Annotated in this window: 14 protein-coding genes and 1 riboswitch; of the genes, 9 read left to right on the top strand and 5 right to left on the bottom strand. The window is 45.3% G+C overall.

Features of this window, described 5'->3' with window-relative positions:
* Window positions 1-11: 11 nt before the first annotated feature.
* Window positions 12-812: a DODA-type extradiol aromatic ring-opening family dioxygenase gene (locus OCU60_RS17960; RefSeq protein WP_095533273.1), complete on the bottom strand. Its 801-nt coding sequence runs from the start codon at window positions 810-812 to the stop codon at window positions 12-14.
* A 199-nt stretch (window positions 813-1,011) separates the two neighbouring features.
* On the opposite strand from OCU60_RS17960, the gene OCU60_RS17955 reads away from it, so the two are divergent.
* The 3 genes from OCU60_RS17955 (at window position 1,012) to OCU60_RS17945 (ending at window position 5,123) form a co-directional block, all read left to right on the top strand.
* Window positions 1,012-1,950, top strand: a complete 939-nt coding sequence (locus OCU60_RS17955) for a LysR family transcriptional regulator (RefSeq protein WP_074372019.1) — start codon at window positions 1,012-1,014, stop codon at window positions 1,948-1,950.
* A 179-nt stretch (window positions 1,951-2,129) separates the two neighbouring features.
* Window positions 2,130-2,285: riboswitch (FMN riboswitch) on the top strand.
* Between the two features lie 114 nt (window positions 2,286-2,399).
* A complete protein-coding gene (gene ribB / locus OCU60_RS17950) occupies window positions 2,400-3,056 on the top strand; it encodes a 3,4-dihydroxy-2-butanone-4-phosphate synthase (protein ID WP_074372018.1) in 657 nt (218 codons plus the stop codon).
* 150 nt (window positions 3,057-3,206) lie between these two features.
* The gene (locus OCU60_RS17945; RefSeq protein WP_074372017.1) at window positions 3,207-5,123 is read left to right on the top strand and encodes a methyl-accepting chemotaxis protein; all 1,917 of its coding nucleotides are present in this window, start codon (window positions 3,207-3,209) and stop codon (window positions 5,121-5,123) included.
* Between the two features lie 152 nt (window positions 5,124-5,275).
* Here OCU60_RS17945 and OCU60_RS17940 read toward each other — a convergent pair whose 3' ends face one another.
* Window positions 5,276-6,871, bottom strand: coding sequence for a carboxylesterase/lipase family protein (locus OCU60_RS17940; protein WP_074372016.1), 1,596 nt, complete (start codon window positions 6,869-6,871; stop codon window positions 5,276-5,278).
* A gap of 551 nt (window positions 6,872-7,422) precedes the next feature.
* On the opposite strand from OCU60_RS17940, the gene OCU60_RS17935 reads away from it, so the two are divergent.
* From OCU60_RS17935 to OCU60_RS17925, 3 genes are read left to right on the top strand one after another with little or no spacing between them, the layout of a single operon-like run.
* On the top strand, window positions 7,423-7,884 hold the full coding sequence (locus OCU60_RS17935) for a MarR family transcriptional regulator (RefSeq protein ID WP_074372015.1): 462 nt from the start codon (window positions 7,423-7,425) through the stop codon (window positions 7,882-7,884).
* Between the two features lie 21 nt (window positions 7,885-7,905).
* A complete protein-coding gene (locus OCU60_RS17930) occupies window positions 7,906-8,964 on the top strand; it encodes an HlyD family secretion protein (protein WP_074372014.1) in 1,059 nt (352 codons plus the stop codon).
* A 13-nt stretch (window positions 8,965-8,977) separates the two neighbouring features.
* Complete coding sequence (locus tag OCU60_RS17925; RefSeq protein WP_074372013.1) at window positions 8,978-10,012, top strand: DUF2955 domain-containing protein; 1,035 nt, start codon at window positions 8,978-8,980, stop codon at window positions 10,010-10,012.
* A 220-nt stretch (window positions 10,013-10,232) separates the two neighbouring features.
* Here the strand turns inward: OCU60_RS17925 and OCU60_RS17920 are convergent, their stop codons facing one another.
* Window positions 10,233-11,639: a glycoside hydrolase family 1 protein gene (locus OCU60_RS17920; RefSeq protein WP_074372012.1), complete on the bottom strand. Its 1,407-nt coding sequence runs from the start codon at window positions 11,637-11,639 to the stop codon at window positions 10,233-10,235.
* A gap of 601 nt (window positions 11,640-12,240) precedes the next feature.
* Here OCU60_RS17920 and OCU60_RS17915 point away from each other — a divergent pair.
* Window positions 12,241-13,890, top strand: a complete 1,650-nt coding sequence (locus OCU60_RS17915; protein ID WP_074372011.1) for a methyl-accepting chemotaxis protein — start codon at window positions 12,241-12,243, stop codon at window positions 13,888-13,890.
* Window positions 13,891-14,005: 115 nt separating this feature from the next.
* Here the strand turns inward: OCU60_RS17915 and OCU60_RS17910 are convergent, their stop codons facing one another.
* Complete coding sequence (locus OCU60_RS17910) at window positions 14,006-14,398, bottom strand: hypothetical protein (protein ID WP_074372010.1); 393 nt, start codon at window positions 14,396-14,398, stop codon at window positions 14,006-14,008.
* Between the two features lie 277 nt (window positions 14,399-14,675).
* Between OCU60_RS17910 and OCU60_RS17905 the strand changes: the two genes are divergently transcribed.
* Window positions 14,676-15,119, top strand: a complete 444-nt coding sequence (locus OCU60_RS17905; RefSeq protein ID WP_074372009.1) for a DoxX family protein — start codon at window positions 14,676-14,678, stop codon at window positions 15,117-15,119.
* 11 nt (window positions 15,120-15,130) lie between these two features.
* Here OCU60_RS17905 and OCU60_RS17900 read toward each other — a convergent pair whose 3' ends face one another.
* Window positions 15,131-16,021 carry a LysR family transcriptional regulator gene (locus OCU60_RS17900; protein ID WP_074372008.1) on the bottom strand — a complete coding sequence of 297 codons (891 nt, stop codon included), beginning with the start codon at window positions 16,019-16,021 and terminating at the stop codon, window positions 15,131-15,133.
* Between the two features lie 171 nt (window positions 16,022-16,192).
* On the opposite strand from OCU60_RS17900, the gene OCU60_RS17895 reads away from it, so the two are divergent.
* On the top strand, window positions 16,193-16,549 hold the full coding sequence (locus tag OCU60_RS17895; RefSeq protein ID WP_074372007.1) for a DUF413 domain-containing protein: 357 nt from the start codon (window positions 16,193-16,195) through the stop codon (window positions 16,547-16,549).
* The last annotated feature ends 540 nt before the right edge of the window (window positions 16,550-17,089 follow it).

Here is a 17,089-nt window from a genome sequence, read left to right as displayed (position 1 = left end):
CACCTTATTTTCTACGCCGTCAGGCCAAACCCGTATGCATCCAACGCCAGTAACCCCATATCCACCGAACGATGCAACACTTTGCCATTTTCAGCGGCATCACTGGTACCCAGAATACAGGGAAGCGGTAAAAAATGATCCGGTGTCGGATGATTGAAAAGCGCATGCGGTGCCGTTTGTAAATAATGATTAATCGCCTCAACATCCCGATGCTCTATTTTCTCAGCGATCCAATCTGTGAACAGTTGCATTTTGTGAATACTTTCCGGATCGGACGCTTGAGAAAATACCGCTCTCAGGTTGTGACTGATCCCGCCGGAACCGATGAAGAGCACCCCTTCCCGTCGCAACGGAGATAAGGCTTGCCCTAATTCATAGTGGATCTGAGCACTTGCCTGACTATTAATCGAAACACTGATCACCGGAATATCCCGGTGCGGAAACATATATTGCAGCGGAACCCATGCCCCATGATCCAAGCCTTGCGTCTGATCGAGCGCGATTGAAAAACCACTTTTCTGTAACAGTTCACCGGCCTTTTGCGCTAACTGAGGTGCACCGTGGGCGGGATATTCAACCTCGTAAAGAGATTGAGGGAAACCGTAAAAGTCATGGATCGTCCCCAATGTTTGGCCACTGGTAATCATCACCGGACCCGCGATATCGAAATGTGCTGAGAATATGATAATCGCCTCAGGCTGTGGAATTGTTTGACCCATTTGTGTAAAAAATTCGGTTGTCTCAGATTGCTCCACGATCATCATTGGAGAACCGTGAGACACAAACAGTGTCGGCATCAGTACATTATTCATCACAACCTCTCTTAACCCGTCACTTCATCAGATACCTTCAATATACCGATCAACTGATTTATGATAAAACCCTTATCTATTGAATGATTAACAACGTATTGTTGTGAATTGACCAAGCAGCGTCCCAGCTTTCCCCAGATATACTTACCAACCGATTTATGGTAAAAACAAGCCATCCAACCATTCGCGATACCATATTATGAATAAACTTCTGATGATGAAGGCGTTTACTTCCGTCGTAACTGAAGGCAGTTTTCATAAAGCCGCTGACCGGATGAACTTATCTCCCCAACTCATCAGTAAGTACGTCTCTCAATTAGAATCCGATCTGAAAACCCGCTTACTGACCCGTACAACACGCAAAATAAATCTAACAGAAGCCGGTCACATCTATCTGCAACGATGTCAGCAAGTGCTGCTGGATATTGAAGAAATGGAAAATTCCCTGACCGACCTGCAAAATCAGGTGACGGGAACACTCAATATCAGCGCACCGATGTCTTTCGGTATTCACCATCTTTCTGCACCGATTGCAGCGTTTCAGTCACGCTATCCGTCAGTCAAAGTTCAGCTTTTTCTGACCGATCAAAAAGTCGATTTACTGGAAGCCAATGTTGATATCGCTCTGCGCATCGGCCACCTGAAAAATTCGTCGCTGATCGGGCGGAAAATTGCACCGATCCGCATGGTCACCTGTGCTTCCCCCCAATATCTGGCAGAGTATGGCGAGCCGAAAACCGCAGAGGATCTGACTCAGCACCGCTATCTTCGCTATAGCTACTCAGAAGGCAGAGAACTGACTGAATCATGGGGCGAGCATTCACCATTTAGTGAACAAAATACGCAGCTGGTCAGCAATAATGGCGATATTCTGATCAACGCAGCGATTCGGCATCAGGGAATTGCGATTCAACCGACGTTCCTGACTTACAATGCCGTGGCTCGGGGTGAATTGGTCGTCCTCGAACAGTTCCCTCTCCAGATGATGGGATTATATGCGGTTTATCCAAACCGTCAGTTTCTGGCCAGCAAAATTCGTCACTTCATCGACTTTATCAGTGGGTACTATGGTGAACTGCCCTACTGGGACAAACCGTGTGACCGTCATCCGTCATACACCGCCACGGTTGAACGGTGAGCTTGCTCCCCATGTGATCACCGACTCAATTTGCATCCACTTCTCCGGACACAAACACGACATGAAATCACACTCGTGTTTACATCGGTCAAAAGACACTTCTTTTTTACCTTAGGCAAGTTTATGATATGAGCGCCGTATTGGTTGAATCTATTCATTCATTTTCTGTACGGTATGTTTAATATTCTCAGGGCGGGGCGGAATTCCCCACCGGTGGTAGGTCAGAAATAAGTCTGACGAGCCCACGAGCGCCTGATATGTATCTATATCAGGGTCAAGCAGATCTGGTCCCAAGCCAGAGCCGACGGTTATAGTCCGGATGAGAGAGAATTAAGTATAGTCACAACGCTTTCCTGTACCGGGCTTCCCGCAGTGGGGAAGTTGTGTCTGTGATTTATCATCCCTCATATTTGCCCTGATTCTGGTAGAACAACGACATAGAGGTAACCATGAATCAGTTAAATTTACTCGCCGAATTCGGTGACCCGATACATCGCGTCGAAACCGCATTGCAAGCATTAAGAGAAGGAAAAGGCGTCTTACTGCTTGACGATGAAGACCGGGAAAATGAAGGCGATCTTATTTATTCAGCAGAACATCTGACCCCATCACAAATGGCACTCATGATCCGTGAATGCAGTGGGATTGTTTGTCTGTGCTTAACAGAAAAAGATGCAGATCGTCTGGAATTGCCGCCAATGGTTCAAATAAACAACAGTCAGAACCAAACAGCATTTACCGTGAGTATTGAAGCGAAAGTCGGCGTAACCACCGGCGTTTCTGCCGCAGATCGGGTGACAACGATCAAAACAGCCGTTCACCCGGAAACAAAAGGCGATGATTTGGCCCGCCCCGGGCATGTGTTCCCACTGCGAGCCCGGGATGGTGGCGTGTTAGTCCGCCGGGGTCATACCGAAGGGACGGTTGAGCTGATGAAACTGGCAGGACTACAACCCGCGGGCATTTTATGTGAAGTGACCAATGAAGATGGCACGATGGCACAAACACCGGAGATTATCCGTTTTAGTCATCAACATGATTTACCGGTGCTGACCATTGAAGACATCGCAACCTACCTGCTTCAGAAACATCTGAAATCTGCCTAATCAAATCCATTCCGCACAATAATTAAACCTGAAGAAAAAATTCTTCAGGTTTATATCAATACAAATTACTTTATTATCAAAAAGAATACTAAACTTTGAATAAACCATGCCGAAAAAGTTTATGAGACCAATTATCCGGAAGGATTCAATATGAAAAAATACGGACTTAAACAAGTATTACTGATTTCAGTGATGTTACTCGTTGGTGCCTCTGTATCCATTTCCAGCTATATATCTTATATCAAACAGGCTGAGGCAATTTCTCAATTGATCACGGCATCCGGAAAAGATTACGCGGCGAATAAAGCCGATTTGGTCGCCCAGTTCATCAGCGAGAAAGTGCAAGGCATAAAAGGTATCGGTGAAATGTATAAAGATACCTCTCTCCCTGGCCAGTCTCCCCAAGACTATATCAATCAAGCCAAAATTTTTGCGACCACACTCAATACCGGCAGCTCATTCATCGGGTTTGAAGCGACCGGCGATGCGTATTGGAATCAGGCCAGTGAAGCCTGGCCCGATCATAAGTACAGCGGAGATATCCGCACCATGAGCTACTATAAAGATGGTCGGAATGCGGTCAATCCGTCAATGACAGAACCCTATCCTGATGAATCTAATCCTGATGTTTACTGGGTCAGTATCGTTCAGAAAATTAAAGATGGGATGATCGGTGTTGATATGAAGCTTGCCTTTTTGAGTCAGTTGGTTAAAGACTCAAACGACATTGAAGGTTCCGTCGCTGTAATTTTGAATCAAGATACGACCGTGCTGGCTTCGTCTTCTGATAGCATAAAACCCGGAGACAAAGGCACGGATTTCGATTGGTTCAAAGACGTCGTTACCAAAGCCGTCCAGCAAGAGCAGACCATGCAAGATTATATACTGAACGGCCAAGATAAAATTTTGTTTACGCATCGGATTAAGGTTGCCAATAAAAACTGGTATTTCATGATCGGTCTCAATAGAACGATTGCATTTAAAGGACTGATCTCGGCCAAACGGACTGCCATTACGACAACTATCATTGCCACTATCGTGAGTGTGATCATTGCCTTCTTTGTTATTCAGGTCTTATATCGTCCCATTATTTCTCTGAAAAATATGATTGCCGGTCTCTCTCGTGGTGATGGTGATCTGACCCAACGTTTGGATGTTAATTCCAATGATGATCTGGGACAAATTGCCGGGGGAATTAATCAGTTCATTGGTAGCTTGCAGGAAATGATGCAGGAAATCCAAAGCGCATCCGGTCTGCTTCAAACCAATATCGGAGACATGAAGCAACTTTCGGAACACAACTCTGCGATCCTAAAAAATCACGTCATAGAAACGGAACAAGTGGTCACTGCAATTGAAGAGATGAATGCAACGGCCGAATCGATGGCATCAGATGCTGCTAATACGGCCAATTTGACTCAACAGGCAAATGAAACCAGCACTGAATCAAGCCAAATCATGACTCAGTCTCAACATACTGTCTCTGAATTAATGAATGATGTGGAGAACTCTTCAACTCACATTCAAAATATGAATAATGAGACCCAGAGTATCCATTCCATTCTGACCGTGATCGGTAGTATTGCAGAACAAACCAATCTACTGGCACTCAATGCCGCTATCGAAGCAGCACGCGCCGGAGAACAGGGGCGTGGGTTTGCCGTTGTTGCGGATGAAGTCAGAAATCTGGCCAGCAGAACCAAGAAAAGCACAGAAGAAATAGAAGAGGCACTGTCTCACCTGCTCAAGGGAACAGAAACCATTGTCGATTCGATGGCGCATACCAGAGAACGTTGTCTGGAGACCTCAACCGGCTCTGAAAATGTGGCAGTCAGTCTGGAAAAAATGACCGAATTCATTTACAAAATTAATGATTTAAGTTCTCAAATTGCCACTGCGGCAGAAGAACAAAGCAGTGTCACTCATGAGATTAGTCGCAATATGTCCGCGCTGAATGATATCGTCAATGAATTGAATCAGAATGGACAGCAGTCTCTGTCAGGCATGGAAGGCATCAATGATATCAACCATAACCTCATCAACATTGTCGGGCGTTTTAAACTTTAATGATAAGGTATAAACCATAAAACGCTATCGTTTAAGCCCCTGTTGTTTAAACCCCGATTGTTTAAACCGCCTATCGTTTGTTGAACAAAAAGCGCACCAAAAGGTGCGCTTTTTCGTTACTTAAGATTGGTTAAGATCACAACCGGTGCGTATTACAACGATGGCTGGATTGACTCAATCAACATCAGGCGAACTTTCCAAGGGTCAAAAACCATACCGGATTGGTCTGCGCCCTCATTGGAGAACATCATCAGATTGTCCGCCCAACTCCGGTAATGAGACCAATGCGGCACATCAGGACCATTCGGATTGCCATTGCGAATAAAGTTAACCCAATACTGATGCATCATCTCAGCCATTGCCTGATCAGCGTCAGTCACTGCATCATGATATTGAGCGTGCAAGGTATTGAATGCGTAAACAATATCACTGGCATGGTCCGCCCCTTCCGAGGTTGGTTTCAAGACGTCAGCGATATAACCAAAGCGATAACCATAAACGGATTGCCCCTGCAACTCAGCAGCTTTCATCACAAAGCGAGCAGGCTCAACCATCCCCGTATCTCGGATGATATCCAGAACCAGCTTCGTGACAGGAGTATCTGGGGTGACACCATAGGCATACTTCGCAATTTTAGCCCTCACCGGACCGAAAATAGACAATGCTTGATCTATGGTTTCAGGCCATTCGGTAAAGGGAGATGAAACGGGAATTTCTGAGGTTGTCGCCCCCAACAGGAGTGGTACAGACAGCCCTCGCCCAGCGTTGTATATATTCTGAGGATGATCAGTGATCAATGTGCCATCAATCATCGGGCCGGTGTATGTCTCACTATCCATATTCATCATGCTCAAATCACCGACAACATCTTCAGTGGGTAGCGACCGCAAAGCGTCCAATGCACCTTGCCCTTGCCCCTCAATATGAAACTTCTGTGCAAATAGCAATCCAGCGGTTTCAGCAGAGGTTTGACCAAATTTATTCTCATGGCTCAGATAGCGGTCGCTGAAATTACGACGACCAGCTCCCGATTGAATAATCGCTCGCCCAAATAAGTTTTCAGCCAGTGGTGACGTTAAAAGTCCATGAATCGACAAGCCTCCGGCAGATTCACCAACAACCGTGACCTGATTTGGATCCCCGCCAAAATGAGCGATATTGTCTTGCACCCATTTTAATGCCGCAATCTGATCCATCAGTCCGTAATTGCCCAGCGCCGGATCTTGATTTGCTGCTGTCAAAGCCGGATGGGCAAAAAAGCCAAAACGTCCCAAACGATAGTTGATACTGACCATGACAATTCCGTTTTGAGCAAAAGACGTCCCGTCATAATTTGCAGCGGAAGATCCACCATTGACAAAACCACCACCGTGGATCCATACCATCACAGGACGTAATGTCCGGTTTGGCTCTGCGGGTTGCCAAACGTTCAAAAACAGGCAATTTTCAGACAGCGTGCCAGTGAGTGGTGCTGCATCGCCCGGGAAAGGGACTTGCATACAGTCACTGCCATAATCTTTCGCTTGTAAAACACCATCCCAAGCCGTTACGGGTTGGGGTGCTCGCCAGCGTAAGTCTCCGACGGGAGGCTGCGCATAAGGGATTCCTTTGTAAGAAATAACCGAACCATTGTGAACCCCTTGCATGAGGCCATCGTTAATTTCCACTATCGTATTCTCATGTGCAGACACATTACAGCTCAACCCCACAAGTGCGAGTGCCAGCATATAAATGCGGTTCTTTTTCATTTGAAGTATTCTCCGTTTCATCGATTGGATATCAACTCATCCTCGGTGTCTACACTCAACCATCAGACTGACCGAATTCAGATGACGTGCTGTTCATATCACACGTTAATAATCTTGTTGTGATTCAATTCGGACCAAAACCGTGGCATCGCAACTGGCAACATATCCCCATAGAAACCTGTCTTGATGAAAACCTTTCTTGATAAAAACCAAGCTTCCATGAAAACCGAATATCCATAAAAAAACCTAGCCCCCGAAGCATTGCTTCAGGAAAGCTAGGTTTTGCCTGCATCATTCTCACATAATCTCATCAAGCACAGATTATTGAGTAACCACAGTAACAATCCAAATATGAAACTAATCTAATGAGATACACTCCCTAACTCAAATGTTTCCCGCTCACCCTGTGAAGTCGATAACAGAACACCAGTAAGTACAATTGTCTACCAATAGATTTGACATTAATTTCTGTGACCTAAGTCAAAAATATTTACTTAGCCTGCTAACTACTATATATTGCTGAGCACGCTTAGTAATTGAGACAATCCACCATGGTCGATGATCTGACTATTTTGAAGAACTTATCGCTTGCCGAACAACTCGCCCGAGCGGCTCGTTTGTGGAAGAGCGTCGCAAATCAGGCGCTTACACCACTCGGATTAACCCAAAGTCGTTGGGTTGCCCTGTGGAAGCTCCAACGTCTCGGTGACAGTGTCAGCCAAAAAATACTGGCTGATGCACTTGAAATCGAACTCGGTTCATTGATGAGAACCTTAAAGCTGCTTGAAGAGCAAAACCTTATCGAGCGCCACTGTTGTCCACAAGACAAGCGCGCCCGAATTGTCCATTTAACGGACAGTGGTAAAGAACTTTTAAAACAAATAGAAGAAAGAGTGCTACACGTCAGACATTGTATGCTCATCAATATTGACGAAGCCGAGCTAAACCAACTGAGTCAAACATTAGAAAAAATTGCCCATAATGCTCAGGAAAACCTGCACCAGCCAGAATAATAACGAAGGAAGTTTCACAAGATGACCCCTGATCAAAAATTTGCACGCTGGGTGAAATACGCCAGTGTGTTTTTCATCGTTCTTTTTGCCTATTTTTTACTGGCAGACACAGTGATGCCACTGACACCACAGGCGATGGCAACTCGTGTCATTACTAAAATTGCCCCCAGAGTCAGCGGACAAATCAATCAAGTTTATGTCCATAATAATCAACAGGTTCAGCAAGGCGACCTCTTGTTTGAGATCGATCCGGCGCCCTATCAGCTTGCAGTCGAACAAGCAAAATTCGATTTGGAAAAAGCCATTCAGGACAATCAACAATTAGATGCTTCAATTGCGGCTGCACAAGCAGGGGCCGAAGCCAATCAAATCGTGTTTAACCAAAAAGTCCGGGAAGCCAAACGGCTGGATAAACTCTTCGCTCGTAATGGTGTTTCCCAGCAACAACGCGATGATGCATTGAGTAATGCGACTGCGGCAAAAGCAAACCTGATGGCCGCACAAGCCAGACTGAAAGAGCTACGGGTTCGTCGCGGCACGACAACGCATGAGAATATCACGGTGAAGATGGCGCAGAACCACCTTCAGCAAGCTGCACTGAATCTCTCTTATACCCAAGTCAAAGCAGAACATGCTGGCATTATCACCAACCTACAACTCATGGTCGGAAGTTACGCCAATAAAGGCACACCATTGATTGCACTGGTCGATAAAAAACTGGATATCATTGCAGATTTCAGAGAAAAGAGTCTGCGCAATTTTAGCCATAATACGCCGGCACTGATTACCTTTGATCGCGATCCGGGTCGCCTTTATACCGCAAAGGTAAGTACCATTGATGCCGGTGTCAGTAGTGGTCAGTTTGATGCCAACGGCTCTCTTGCCTCTCCGACAAGTTCGAATCGTTGGGTCAGAGATGCGCAGCGGATCCGACTCCATCTCTCGCTCAATCAGCCACTGCCAGAAAATCTGCCATCCGGTGCCAGAGCCACGGTACAACTGATCCCCCGACAACCCGTGTTTGCTTGGTTTGCACAGATGCAAATTCATGCGCTGAGCTTATTACACTACATTTACTGATCCGGAGAACAAGATGCGCTTATGGACTCATCCTCTCAATGATAACGATCTCCGGCAGTGTTTACGGATTGCAACTGGCGCGACCCTTGGTTTTGCTTTTAATAAATACTTTGGCTGGAACTTTGGGGTCTTTTTTACCGTAGTTCCGATGCTATTGCTGGGGATGATCCCGGTACTCAACGGACATATTGCCCGACAAATGATTGCGTCGGCAGTGATCTGCACTCTGGAAGTCGGCTTGCTGGCAGGTTTATTCGGCGGACATCCGGGAATAATGACAATCATTGCGTTGTTACTGTTTCTCTCCAAATTTGCCTGTATGGCTCGCGGACCGTTATTCCTGTTCGGTGCAAACTGTGTGTTGAACCTAAGTATCATGCTGCATTTCGCCAGTTATTCAACCACCGATATTAACGACATGATTAGTTGTAATATGGCCGCGAATTTCCTTGCGATTGGGATTGCATATCTCATGCACTATCTCATTCCTGATGTCGCCCCCAGACAACCGCCGCCACCACCGGCAGAACCCAAGCGCTCTCATCGTTTTCGCCATGAGACGCTGTTAGGAACCGGTGTCGCGACGTTATCGTTTCTTGTATTCCAGACCTTCAACCTCAGTGATTCGATGTCAGCGCAGTCCACCAGCCTGTTACTCCTGTTTCCGATGAACTGGAACGGTGCTTTAGGCTATGCCAGAAAAAGGGCGATGGGGACAATTTTGGGCGTTGTTTTTGGCCTGAGCTGTCAAATCCTGTTATATGATCGCTCGAACCAGTTAATCTTGGTTATCCCATTGCTGTGGATCGGAACGATGTTATTTGGCTATCTGCACATGAAAGAAGCAAACGGATCCGGGGTTGGATTCGGCGGATTAACCACGCTAGGGATTTTATTCGGTCAGTACCTGACCCCGACCAGTGACTTAACATTTAATGCGTTATACCGGATTAGTAGTATCTTATTTGCCATCGTTGCCACATTGATTGCCACTTATCTGATCCATCGCCTCTTGAATACCATGGAAGCGACCAAATACGGGCACTGAATCGAAACAAGCACAGCCCTTACTCAACATCGCATATCCAGATATACCCGGTTTTACACTGTAAAGTCACAAAAAAGGATTGAGGTCTGATGACGCTCAATCCGGTATTTTGTAGCTTGCTGAATGTTGATTATCCGTTTAAAGACACACCCAACGGATTCGCCTCTGCCCTGATATTCAGCAACCAGAACCAACCATGTCTACAGCGGGTTTAACCCCCTTAAGCTTTCGGTGGCGTCAGTTTTTTCCCCTGTGACTGAATGATGTCCTGATACCAATAGAAGCTTTTCTTACGTATCCGATCAAGCGTTCCCTGATTATCATCATTGCGATCGACATAAATATAACCATAACGTTTGGCAAGCTGCGCCGTACTGGCACTGACCAAATCTATCGGCCCCCAGCTAGTGTACCCCATCAGCGCAACACCATCCTGAATTGCTTCGCCGATTTGGAAGAGATGATCATTGAGGTAATCAATCCGATAATCGTCAACAATGTCACCCGCTTCATTGACAACATCTTTCGCACCAAAGCCATTTTCAACCACAAACAGCGGGAGCTGATAACGGTCATATAAGAAGTTAAGCAGATAACGCAATCCAACCGGATCAATCTGCCAGCCCCACTCGGACGCTTTTAGATACGGGTTAGCCACCATATTCAGCATGTTGCCTTTCGTTTTAGACTGCTCATTCGGATCAGCACTGGCACATCCGCTCATGTAATAGCTAAACGACACAAAGTCGATGGTTTCTTTCAGGGCATCTCGGTCATCTTCGGTGATATTGATGTCAACGCCCAGCGCTTTGAACTTCCGCGTCATATAACTCGGATAGTATCCTCTTGCCTGAACATCACCGAACATCAGCCATTCCCTGTTTTGTGTCAGGGTATGCATCACATCATCAGGGTGACAGGTGAACGGGTACTGTATCGCGCCCAGAATCATATTGCCGATTTTGGCATCAGGAATCATGTCATGACACGCTTTCACCGCTTTGGCACTGGCAACTAACTGATGATGGATCGCTTGGTAGCGAGTTTGTTCGTCACAGTCTCTTGGCAATCCGGAACCCGTGAATGGTTCATGCAACGTCACATTTATCTCGTTAAATGTCAGCCAAAGCTTGACCGCGTGACCATAGCGCTCAAACACCACACGCGCATATTTTTCAAAAAAGCCAATCACATCCCGGCTCGCCCAACCCTCATATTTTTCCGCCAGATTCAGCGGCATCTCGTAGTGAGATAGCGTCACCAGTGGTTGAATATTATGTTTTTTCAACTCCGCAAAAATTTTGTCGTAATACGCCAAACCCGCTTCATTCGGCTCCGCATCATCTCCATGAGGAAAAATACGACTCCAGGCAATCGATAAGCGTAAACAGGTAAATCCCATTTCAGCAAAAAGAGCGATATCCTCGGGATAACGGTGATAGAAATCAATCGCAAGGTCTTTAATATTAAAATCCCCTGTCTGACGAGGCACAATGTCGCCAAATGCACCATAAGGGCAAACGTCTGAAGTGGATAGACCTTTACCGTCGCTCAAGTGAGAACCTTCAATCTGGTTCGCAGCCGTTGCGCCTCCCCATAAAAACGAATCGGGAAATTTAAAACTCATCTTCTCTCTTCTCCTGTTTCATCCTGATGTTAACTCTATTATTCAGCAACTTTATTCAGCAACTGATGTAGCCCCTTCATTCATCGATTGATCGGCACGGTCTGCTCCTCTCGATTCACCCAAATAACCAGCCAGTCCCAACAAATGCTCCGGTCATCGCCATCCACAGGGTTATAGCAACCGCCAATCATGATTTAAAATTCAGCACCACAAAATTGAGAACAAAAAAAACCCGAAAGAACAGCCCCACCATACGGTCAGTTGCATCTTTCAGGCTTTGCCCGCGAACGCGGTAACAATCCTAGTTTTTAGTTATAAAAAAACCCGACACTCTTGGAAACACCTGCATGGTATTCGTTCCGTATACGTCAGGTTATTCCTGCACAGAGGATATAACAAAATCTATCCTGTGTTTATACCGACCCTCATTCAGACAAACAATCCTCCCCCCTGTTGATTGTGATATAGGTCGGAAAATTTCATCCACCCGGAATGGCCTGTGAATAAAGGTGAGCGTTCAGGCTAACAGTGACTATGCTTAAAAATGCAATAGAAGCAACCGCTTAAAGATAGTTATATCAACAAATGAAGGGGAAATATTATGGGGTACTTTTCTGATTGGAAAATTAAGTATCAGATTTTCACACCCATTGCTTTCTTATTGATAGCAATTTTAACAGTGGCGGCACTCGGGTTAAAAGTGAACGATCAGATGACCCAGAACACCCATATGCTGACAGATTACCTCTCCCCGGCAACAGCAACGGTTTTAAATGCAGATCGAGATCTCTACCAGTCAGTCGTTGCATTGCGAGACTATATGTATTTGTCCTCACAACAGAAAGACGGCAAAGAACAACTCAACAGATATCATGAGAATCAACGGCAAGCCTATGACAGAATGCTAGTATCGAGAGATCTCGGAGAAAAAGCCGGAATTAAACTCATTCCTCAGGAACATCAAACTTACATTAACACCTTTAACCAGTGGAAAAGCCTCTCAGAAAAGATCATCCGTTTGGTGGATGATGATCAATACCAACCTGCTTATGGCATCCTCATCCAAGATCAGGAGCAAGTGTTCTCTACCCTGCGTTCATACTACGACAAATTCGGTGAGAAGTTGGAGTCTCGTCGCCAAGCCGTCGCAAAAGAAATTAACCATTTAGAGGCGCAGCAAGAGCGCTATACGACAGTTACCTGTCTCTTTTCTGTTGTGATCGGTCTTTGGTTCTTATTCTATATTCCTCGCTTGATTTCAACTCGGTTACAAGCATTGACCGACAAGATGCAAGAACTGAGTCAGTCCGGCGGTGATTTAACACTCAGGCTCCCGGACTCTGGTAACAATGAGCTTTCACAACTGGCGAAAGCAACCAATGAGTTCATCATTTATCTGCACAATATGTTGCTGACCATTGAAGACGAGGTCTCGGGGATCCGTAACCATGCCAATCAGCTAAAAAGCCTGACATCTAAAACCGGGACAAGTGCTGCGCATCAAAATACGGCGCTCGATGATATTGCCCACTCAATCTCTGAGTTAAATACGGCAATCTCTGAAGTTGCCCAGCAATCTCAACGCTCATCCGATGAATCCAATCACGCCAGAACGGATGTCACCAATTCCCATCAGGGGATTCAAAATGCCATTCACCAGATCACCGCTCTCGTTCAGGAAATGGAAGGAGCTGCCAGTGTCATCAGCAAATTAGAACAGGATAGCCAGAGTATTAACTCTGTTGTTGATGTAATTCGGGGTATCGCAGAACAAACGAACTTACTGGCGCTTAATGCCGCCATAGAAGCAGCTCGGGCAGGCGATTCCGGGAGAGGTTTTGCGGTGGTTGCCGATGAAGTCCGCGCTTTAGCACAAAAAACGCAAGAGTCCACGCAAAGCATTCAAACAACGCTCTCAGAATTGAATGCTGGCGTAAACAAAGCAGTTGAGACGATTAAATCCGGTACCGAAAAAGCCGTTGAAACATCCGGCTATACCGATTCCGCGGGAGCAGATATGAATCTGATTATCGAAAGAGTTAACAGTATTACTGACTTTTCTGTTCAAATTGCAGCCGCAACTGAAGAACAAAGCACGGTCGTCAATCAAGTCAATAATAATATGGAGCAAATGCGTGAAAGCTCAAAAGAGGTAACGGTGAACGCATCTGAAGCGAATAATGCAATCGATGAAGTCACTTTATCCATTCAGAAACTCACTCAGCAGGTCGCATCATTTAAGCTTTCCTGAATGAGAATCGAATGATGGTGACACTGCACACGCATAAGTAAGGACAAGGGAAAGTAAAGATAAGCGAAAAGGGAAACGAGCGGTACCTTCGACAGACAAAACGCAACGATACGCGTTATTCCGCCGGTGTTTCAGGCACAGTCCGTACCCAGATATTACTCAGATTATATTTCGCACAGGCACTGCATGTCAGTACTTCACCATCACCATGAATACGCATGACAATGTCTTCTCTTTTCTCTTTCGAACTTTGCCTGACCTGGATGTAGATAAAGTTGTCATCAACCTCAAAAGGAACAACCATCGATTTCCCTTTACTCTGAATTGACACTTTGGCTTCACGAAAAGCGATCAAATCGGTGTTGTGCTGATTCTCATAAGTTCCCTGAAATGCATAAGTTTCCTGATTCACCCAATGCTCTAGCTCTTCCTGAAAACATCCATACAGCGACAGGGAAGACAATAGAACGACCAGATACGACTTCACTGCATATTTGAATTGATACATATCTACCCTCCTCTCCTACCAGAGTACGCTATTTCCGAACAAAAAACGTACCAACTCCCTCACAAATCATCCATGATTTATATGAACTTCGGTTACAGACAGTATAGCCATTGATTATCTCGACCTGCATATCATGATCGTTAGTTTCGTTCTGTTATTCAATTTTTTAAAACAAGTTCGTTCAAAATAACACATTTATCAAGAGATAATTTCATCTTTTAATAGTGATTACAAGCTTCATAACAAATTCAATTTTTTTGATATAAGGAATAATGATATGCATTTTTTACGTAAATTACTAAGTTCAAATGCGCAATATGCGCCACTGATGCTTCGTGTTCCGGTCGGCATCATTTTTATGGCTCACGGTGCGCAAAAGCTCTTTGGCTGGTTTGGTGGGTATGGTCTCGAAGGAACAGGAAAATGGATGGCCTCCATCGGTATTGAGCCCGGTATGCTCATGGCAGGCCTAGCCGGTAGTGGAGAGTTCTTCGGTGGTATGTTCCTGTTACTCGGGCTACTGACCAGACCGGCTGCATGTGTCACCGCTTTTACGATGGTGGTCGCGATTTTTTCCGTACACATCAACAACGGTCTGTTTCTGTCTAATCATGGTTATGAGTATGCGCTTGCACTCCTCGCAATTTCTGTCTCACTCATTGTCTCCGGCGCCGGAAAACCGAGCCTCGATCAAGCCATCCTGCGCACGATCAAATCATAACCGATTTGACGCTAATCCCTGCCGATATCGCCCGCTTGCTGCAATGAGAAAGCCGTCAGCGGGTCGATATCTTTGACCAACAGTTCAACCTGTCCGATCGCATCAACCGACGAGCTATTTTTACGATAACTGAGATAAACCGGTCTTTTCCATTCAGATCCCCCATCAATACAGTGTAGCTGACCTGTCCGTAGAAAAGGTTCCACAAGCGATGCAGGTAAGTAAGCACTTCCTTGCTTTTCAAGAATGAAATCGAGTGCGATTCTGGCCGTTGACGTCCGTAGAAATGGTGTCGTTACACCGGGATGCCGCTCCGCATGTTCAGCAGCAAACCGGGCCCCCCAGTCCACATAGACATAGTGATGCTGAAAAGCATCATCGACTGACTGTGGCTGAGTTGAAACAAAGAGCAGTGCCAGATCCGTGACTTTCCGACAATGCAGCTCTTCGGCCTTAATCGGGTCGAATACAAATGCCATATCCAGAGTACGCTCAAGCAATCCACGGCTCAGTTGCTCCCGTCCCATGACTTCCGCGATAAACCCATAGCCGGTAAACGTATCCGTCACTTTACCCAGACAGTGTTGTAAATAAGCATCCCAAATATTTGGTGTCCCGCCAATCGTTAACTGGAGAGCTTTACCACTTTCCAGTGACAGCTCGAACTTCGCCTGTTGTAAGGTCGCAACCATGACTTCTGCATAACTAATCAGGCGCTCTCCGGCTGAGGTCAACTTGATATTATTGCGATCCCGGGTAAACAACTGAGTATCAAAATAACTTTCAAGCTGCTTAATACGTGCACTGACTGCTGCCTGCGTTAAATATAAATTTTCTGCTGCCCGGCCAAAGTGGCGCACCCGAGCCAATTCCAGAAAAGTACGAAAGACTTTGACGTCCATAGCAACCCTTTATTCTCACTGAAACTGCATCTTAAAGTTATTTAGGATATATACATAATGAAATGCAATGATGACGATAAAAAATTTTTGTTTTTCTTTTCCTTAGATTACGCCTAACTTTCGCCGTAATTCAATACAAAAAGTGTAACGCTGAATTGATGCGAGGTTGATATGTCTGAGACTGAATTCCGCTACGGAAAGAAGCGGTTTTACGACAACAAAAAATTCCCACGGGGATTTGCTAAATCAGGTGATTTTACGCTGGCTGAAGAAGAGCTACTCATTCAGTTTGGTGAGACCATGTCCCAGTTGGAATCAGGGGGCCTTGAGCCGATGAATCCCGATGAAAGGCACTTTCTTCTGGTGCTCGACCACCCAGAAAAAGCCACAACAAAACTTGAGCGAGTCTGGTTGAAATATGTGCGTCTTGCTCGTGGACGAAAACGCTTCCATACCTTAAATGGTCGTAACAAACCGGATGCGCTCGACGAATTTGTTGGTGATTCAGATATCGAGATAGAAAGCTGAGTGCCAGTATTATCTGTCACACATATAGTATCTGTCATACAAACATCATCTGTCATACAAAGAGCAGCGTGCTCTCTCTGCTCTTTGTGATTCAGTCTTTCCGAGCCCTCGGCTGCGGCGAGGTGGTCTCTTTTGCTTCTCTCTGTCCACAATACTTTTCGTCCGTAGCACGTTTCGTCCATAGCACTCTTCGTCCATAGCACTCTTCGTCAATGAAACCGCGATACAAACAGCGACGAACCGTGACAGAAATGTACATTTCTTACAAAAACTACGCTGATTCTTCAACCAATTTATTTCACGTATTAAAATAAATATCACAATGAGTTATACGTCACACTTGAATTTTTTTCGAAGATAAAAACTAACAAAAACGTGATAACCATCACCATAAATATAAAAAATAAATTCACGAAAAACAGACATGACGCATTAAAAATTAATTGACTTATTTAAACTTAATACTTTGTAACAAAATTACAGGCCTAAAAGTAGATTTAAATCACTAAAAAGACAGTTGTGACCCTGCCATTCCTTGAT

It is taken from the genome of Vibrio spartinae, from assembly GCF_024347135.1.
GTDB classification, from domain to species: domain Bacteria; phylum Pseudomonadota; class Gammaproteobacteria; order Enterobacterales; family Vibrionaceae; genus Vibrio; species Vibrio spartinae.
This window is presented reverse-complemented; position numbering and strand designations above follow the sequence as displayed.

Coding starts and splice junctions, on each gene's coding strand:
- OCU60_RS17960 (WP_095533273.1), bottom strand. CDS start 812: ATGAATAATGTACTGATGCCGACACTGTTTGTGTCTCACGGTTCTCCA.
- OCU60_RS17955 (WP_074372019.1), top strand. CDS start 1,012: ATGAATAAACTTCTGATGATGAAGGCGTTTACTTCCGTCGTAACTGAA.
- ribB (WP_074372018.1), top strand. CDS start 2,400: ATGAATCAGTTAAATTTACTCGCCGAATTCGGTGACCCGATACATCGC.
- OCU60_RS17945 (WP_074372017.1), top strand. CDS start 3,207: ATGAAAAAATACGGACTTAAACAAGTATTACTGATTTCAGTGATGTTA.
- OCU60_RS17940 (WP_074372016.1), bottom strand. CDS start 6,871: ATGAAAAAGAACCGCATTTATATGCTGGCACTCGCACTTGTGGGGTTG.
- OCU60_RS17935 (WP_074372015.1), top strand. CDS start 7,423: ATGGTCGATGATCTGACTATTTTGAAGAACTTATCGCTTGCCGAACAA.
- OCU60_RS17930 (WP_074372014.1), top strand. CDS start 7,906: ATGACCCCTGATCAAAAATTTGCACGCTGGGTGAAATACGCCAGTGTG.
- OCU60_RS17925 (WP_074372013.1), top strand. CDS start 8,978: ATGCGCTTATGGACTCATCCTCTCAATGATAACGATCTCCGGCAGTGT.
- OCU60_RS17920 (WP_074372012.1), bottom strand. CDS start 11,639: ATGAGTTTTAAATTTCCCGATTCGTTTTTATGGGGAGGCGCAACGGCT.
- OCU60_RS17915 (WP_074372011.1), top strand. CDS start 12,241: ATGGGGTACTTTTCTGATTGGAAAATTAAGTATCAGATTTTCACACCC.
- OCU60_RS17910 (WP_074372010.1), bottom strand. CDS start 14,398: ATGTATCAATTCAAATATGCAGTGAAGTCGTATCTGGTCGTTCTATTG.
- OCU60_RS17905 (WP_074372009.1), top strand. CDS start 14,676: ATGCATTTTTTACGTAAATTACTAAGTTCAAATGCGCAATATGCGCCA.
- OCU60_RS17900 (WP_074372008.1), bottom strand. CDS start 16,021: ATGGACGTCAAAGTCTTTCGTACTTTTCTGGAATTGGCTCGGGTGCGC.
- OCU60_RS17895 (WP_074372007.1), top strand. CDS start 16,193: ATGTCTGAGACTGAATTCCGCTACGGAAAGAAGCGGTTTTACGACAAC.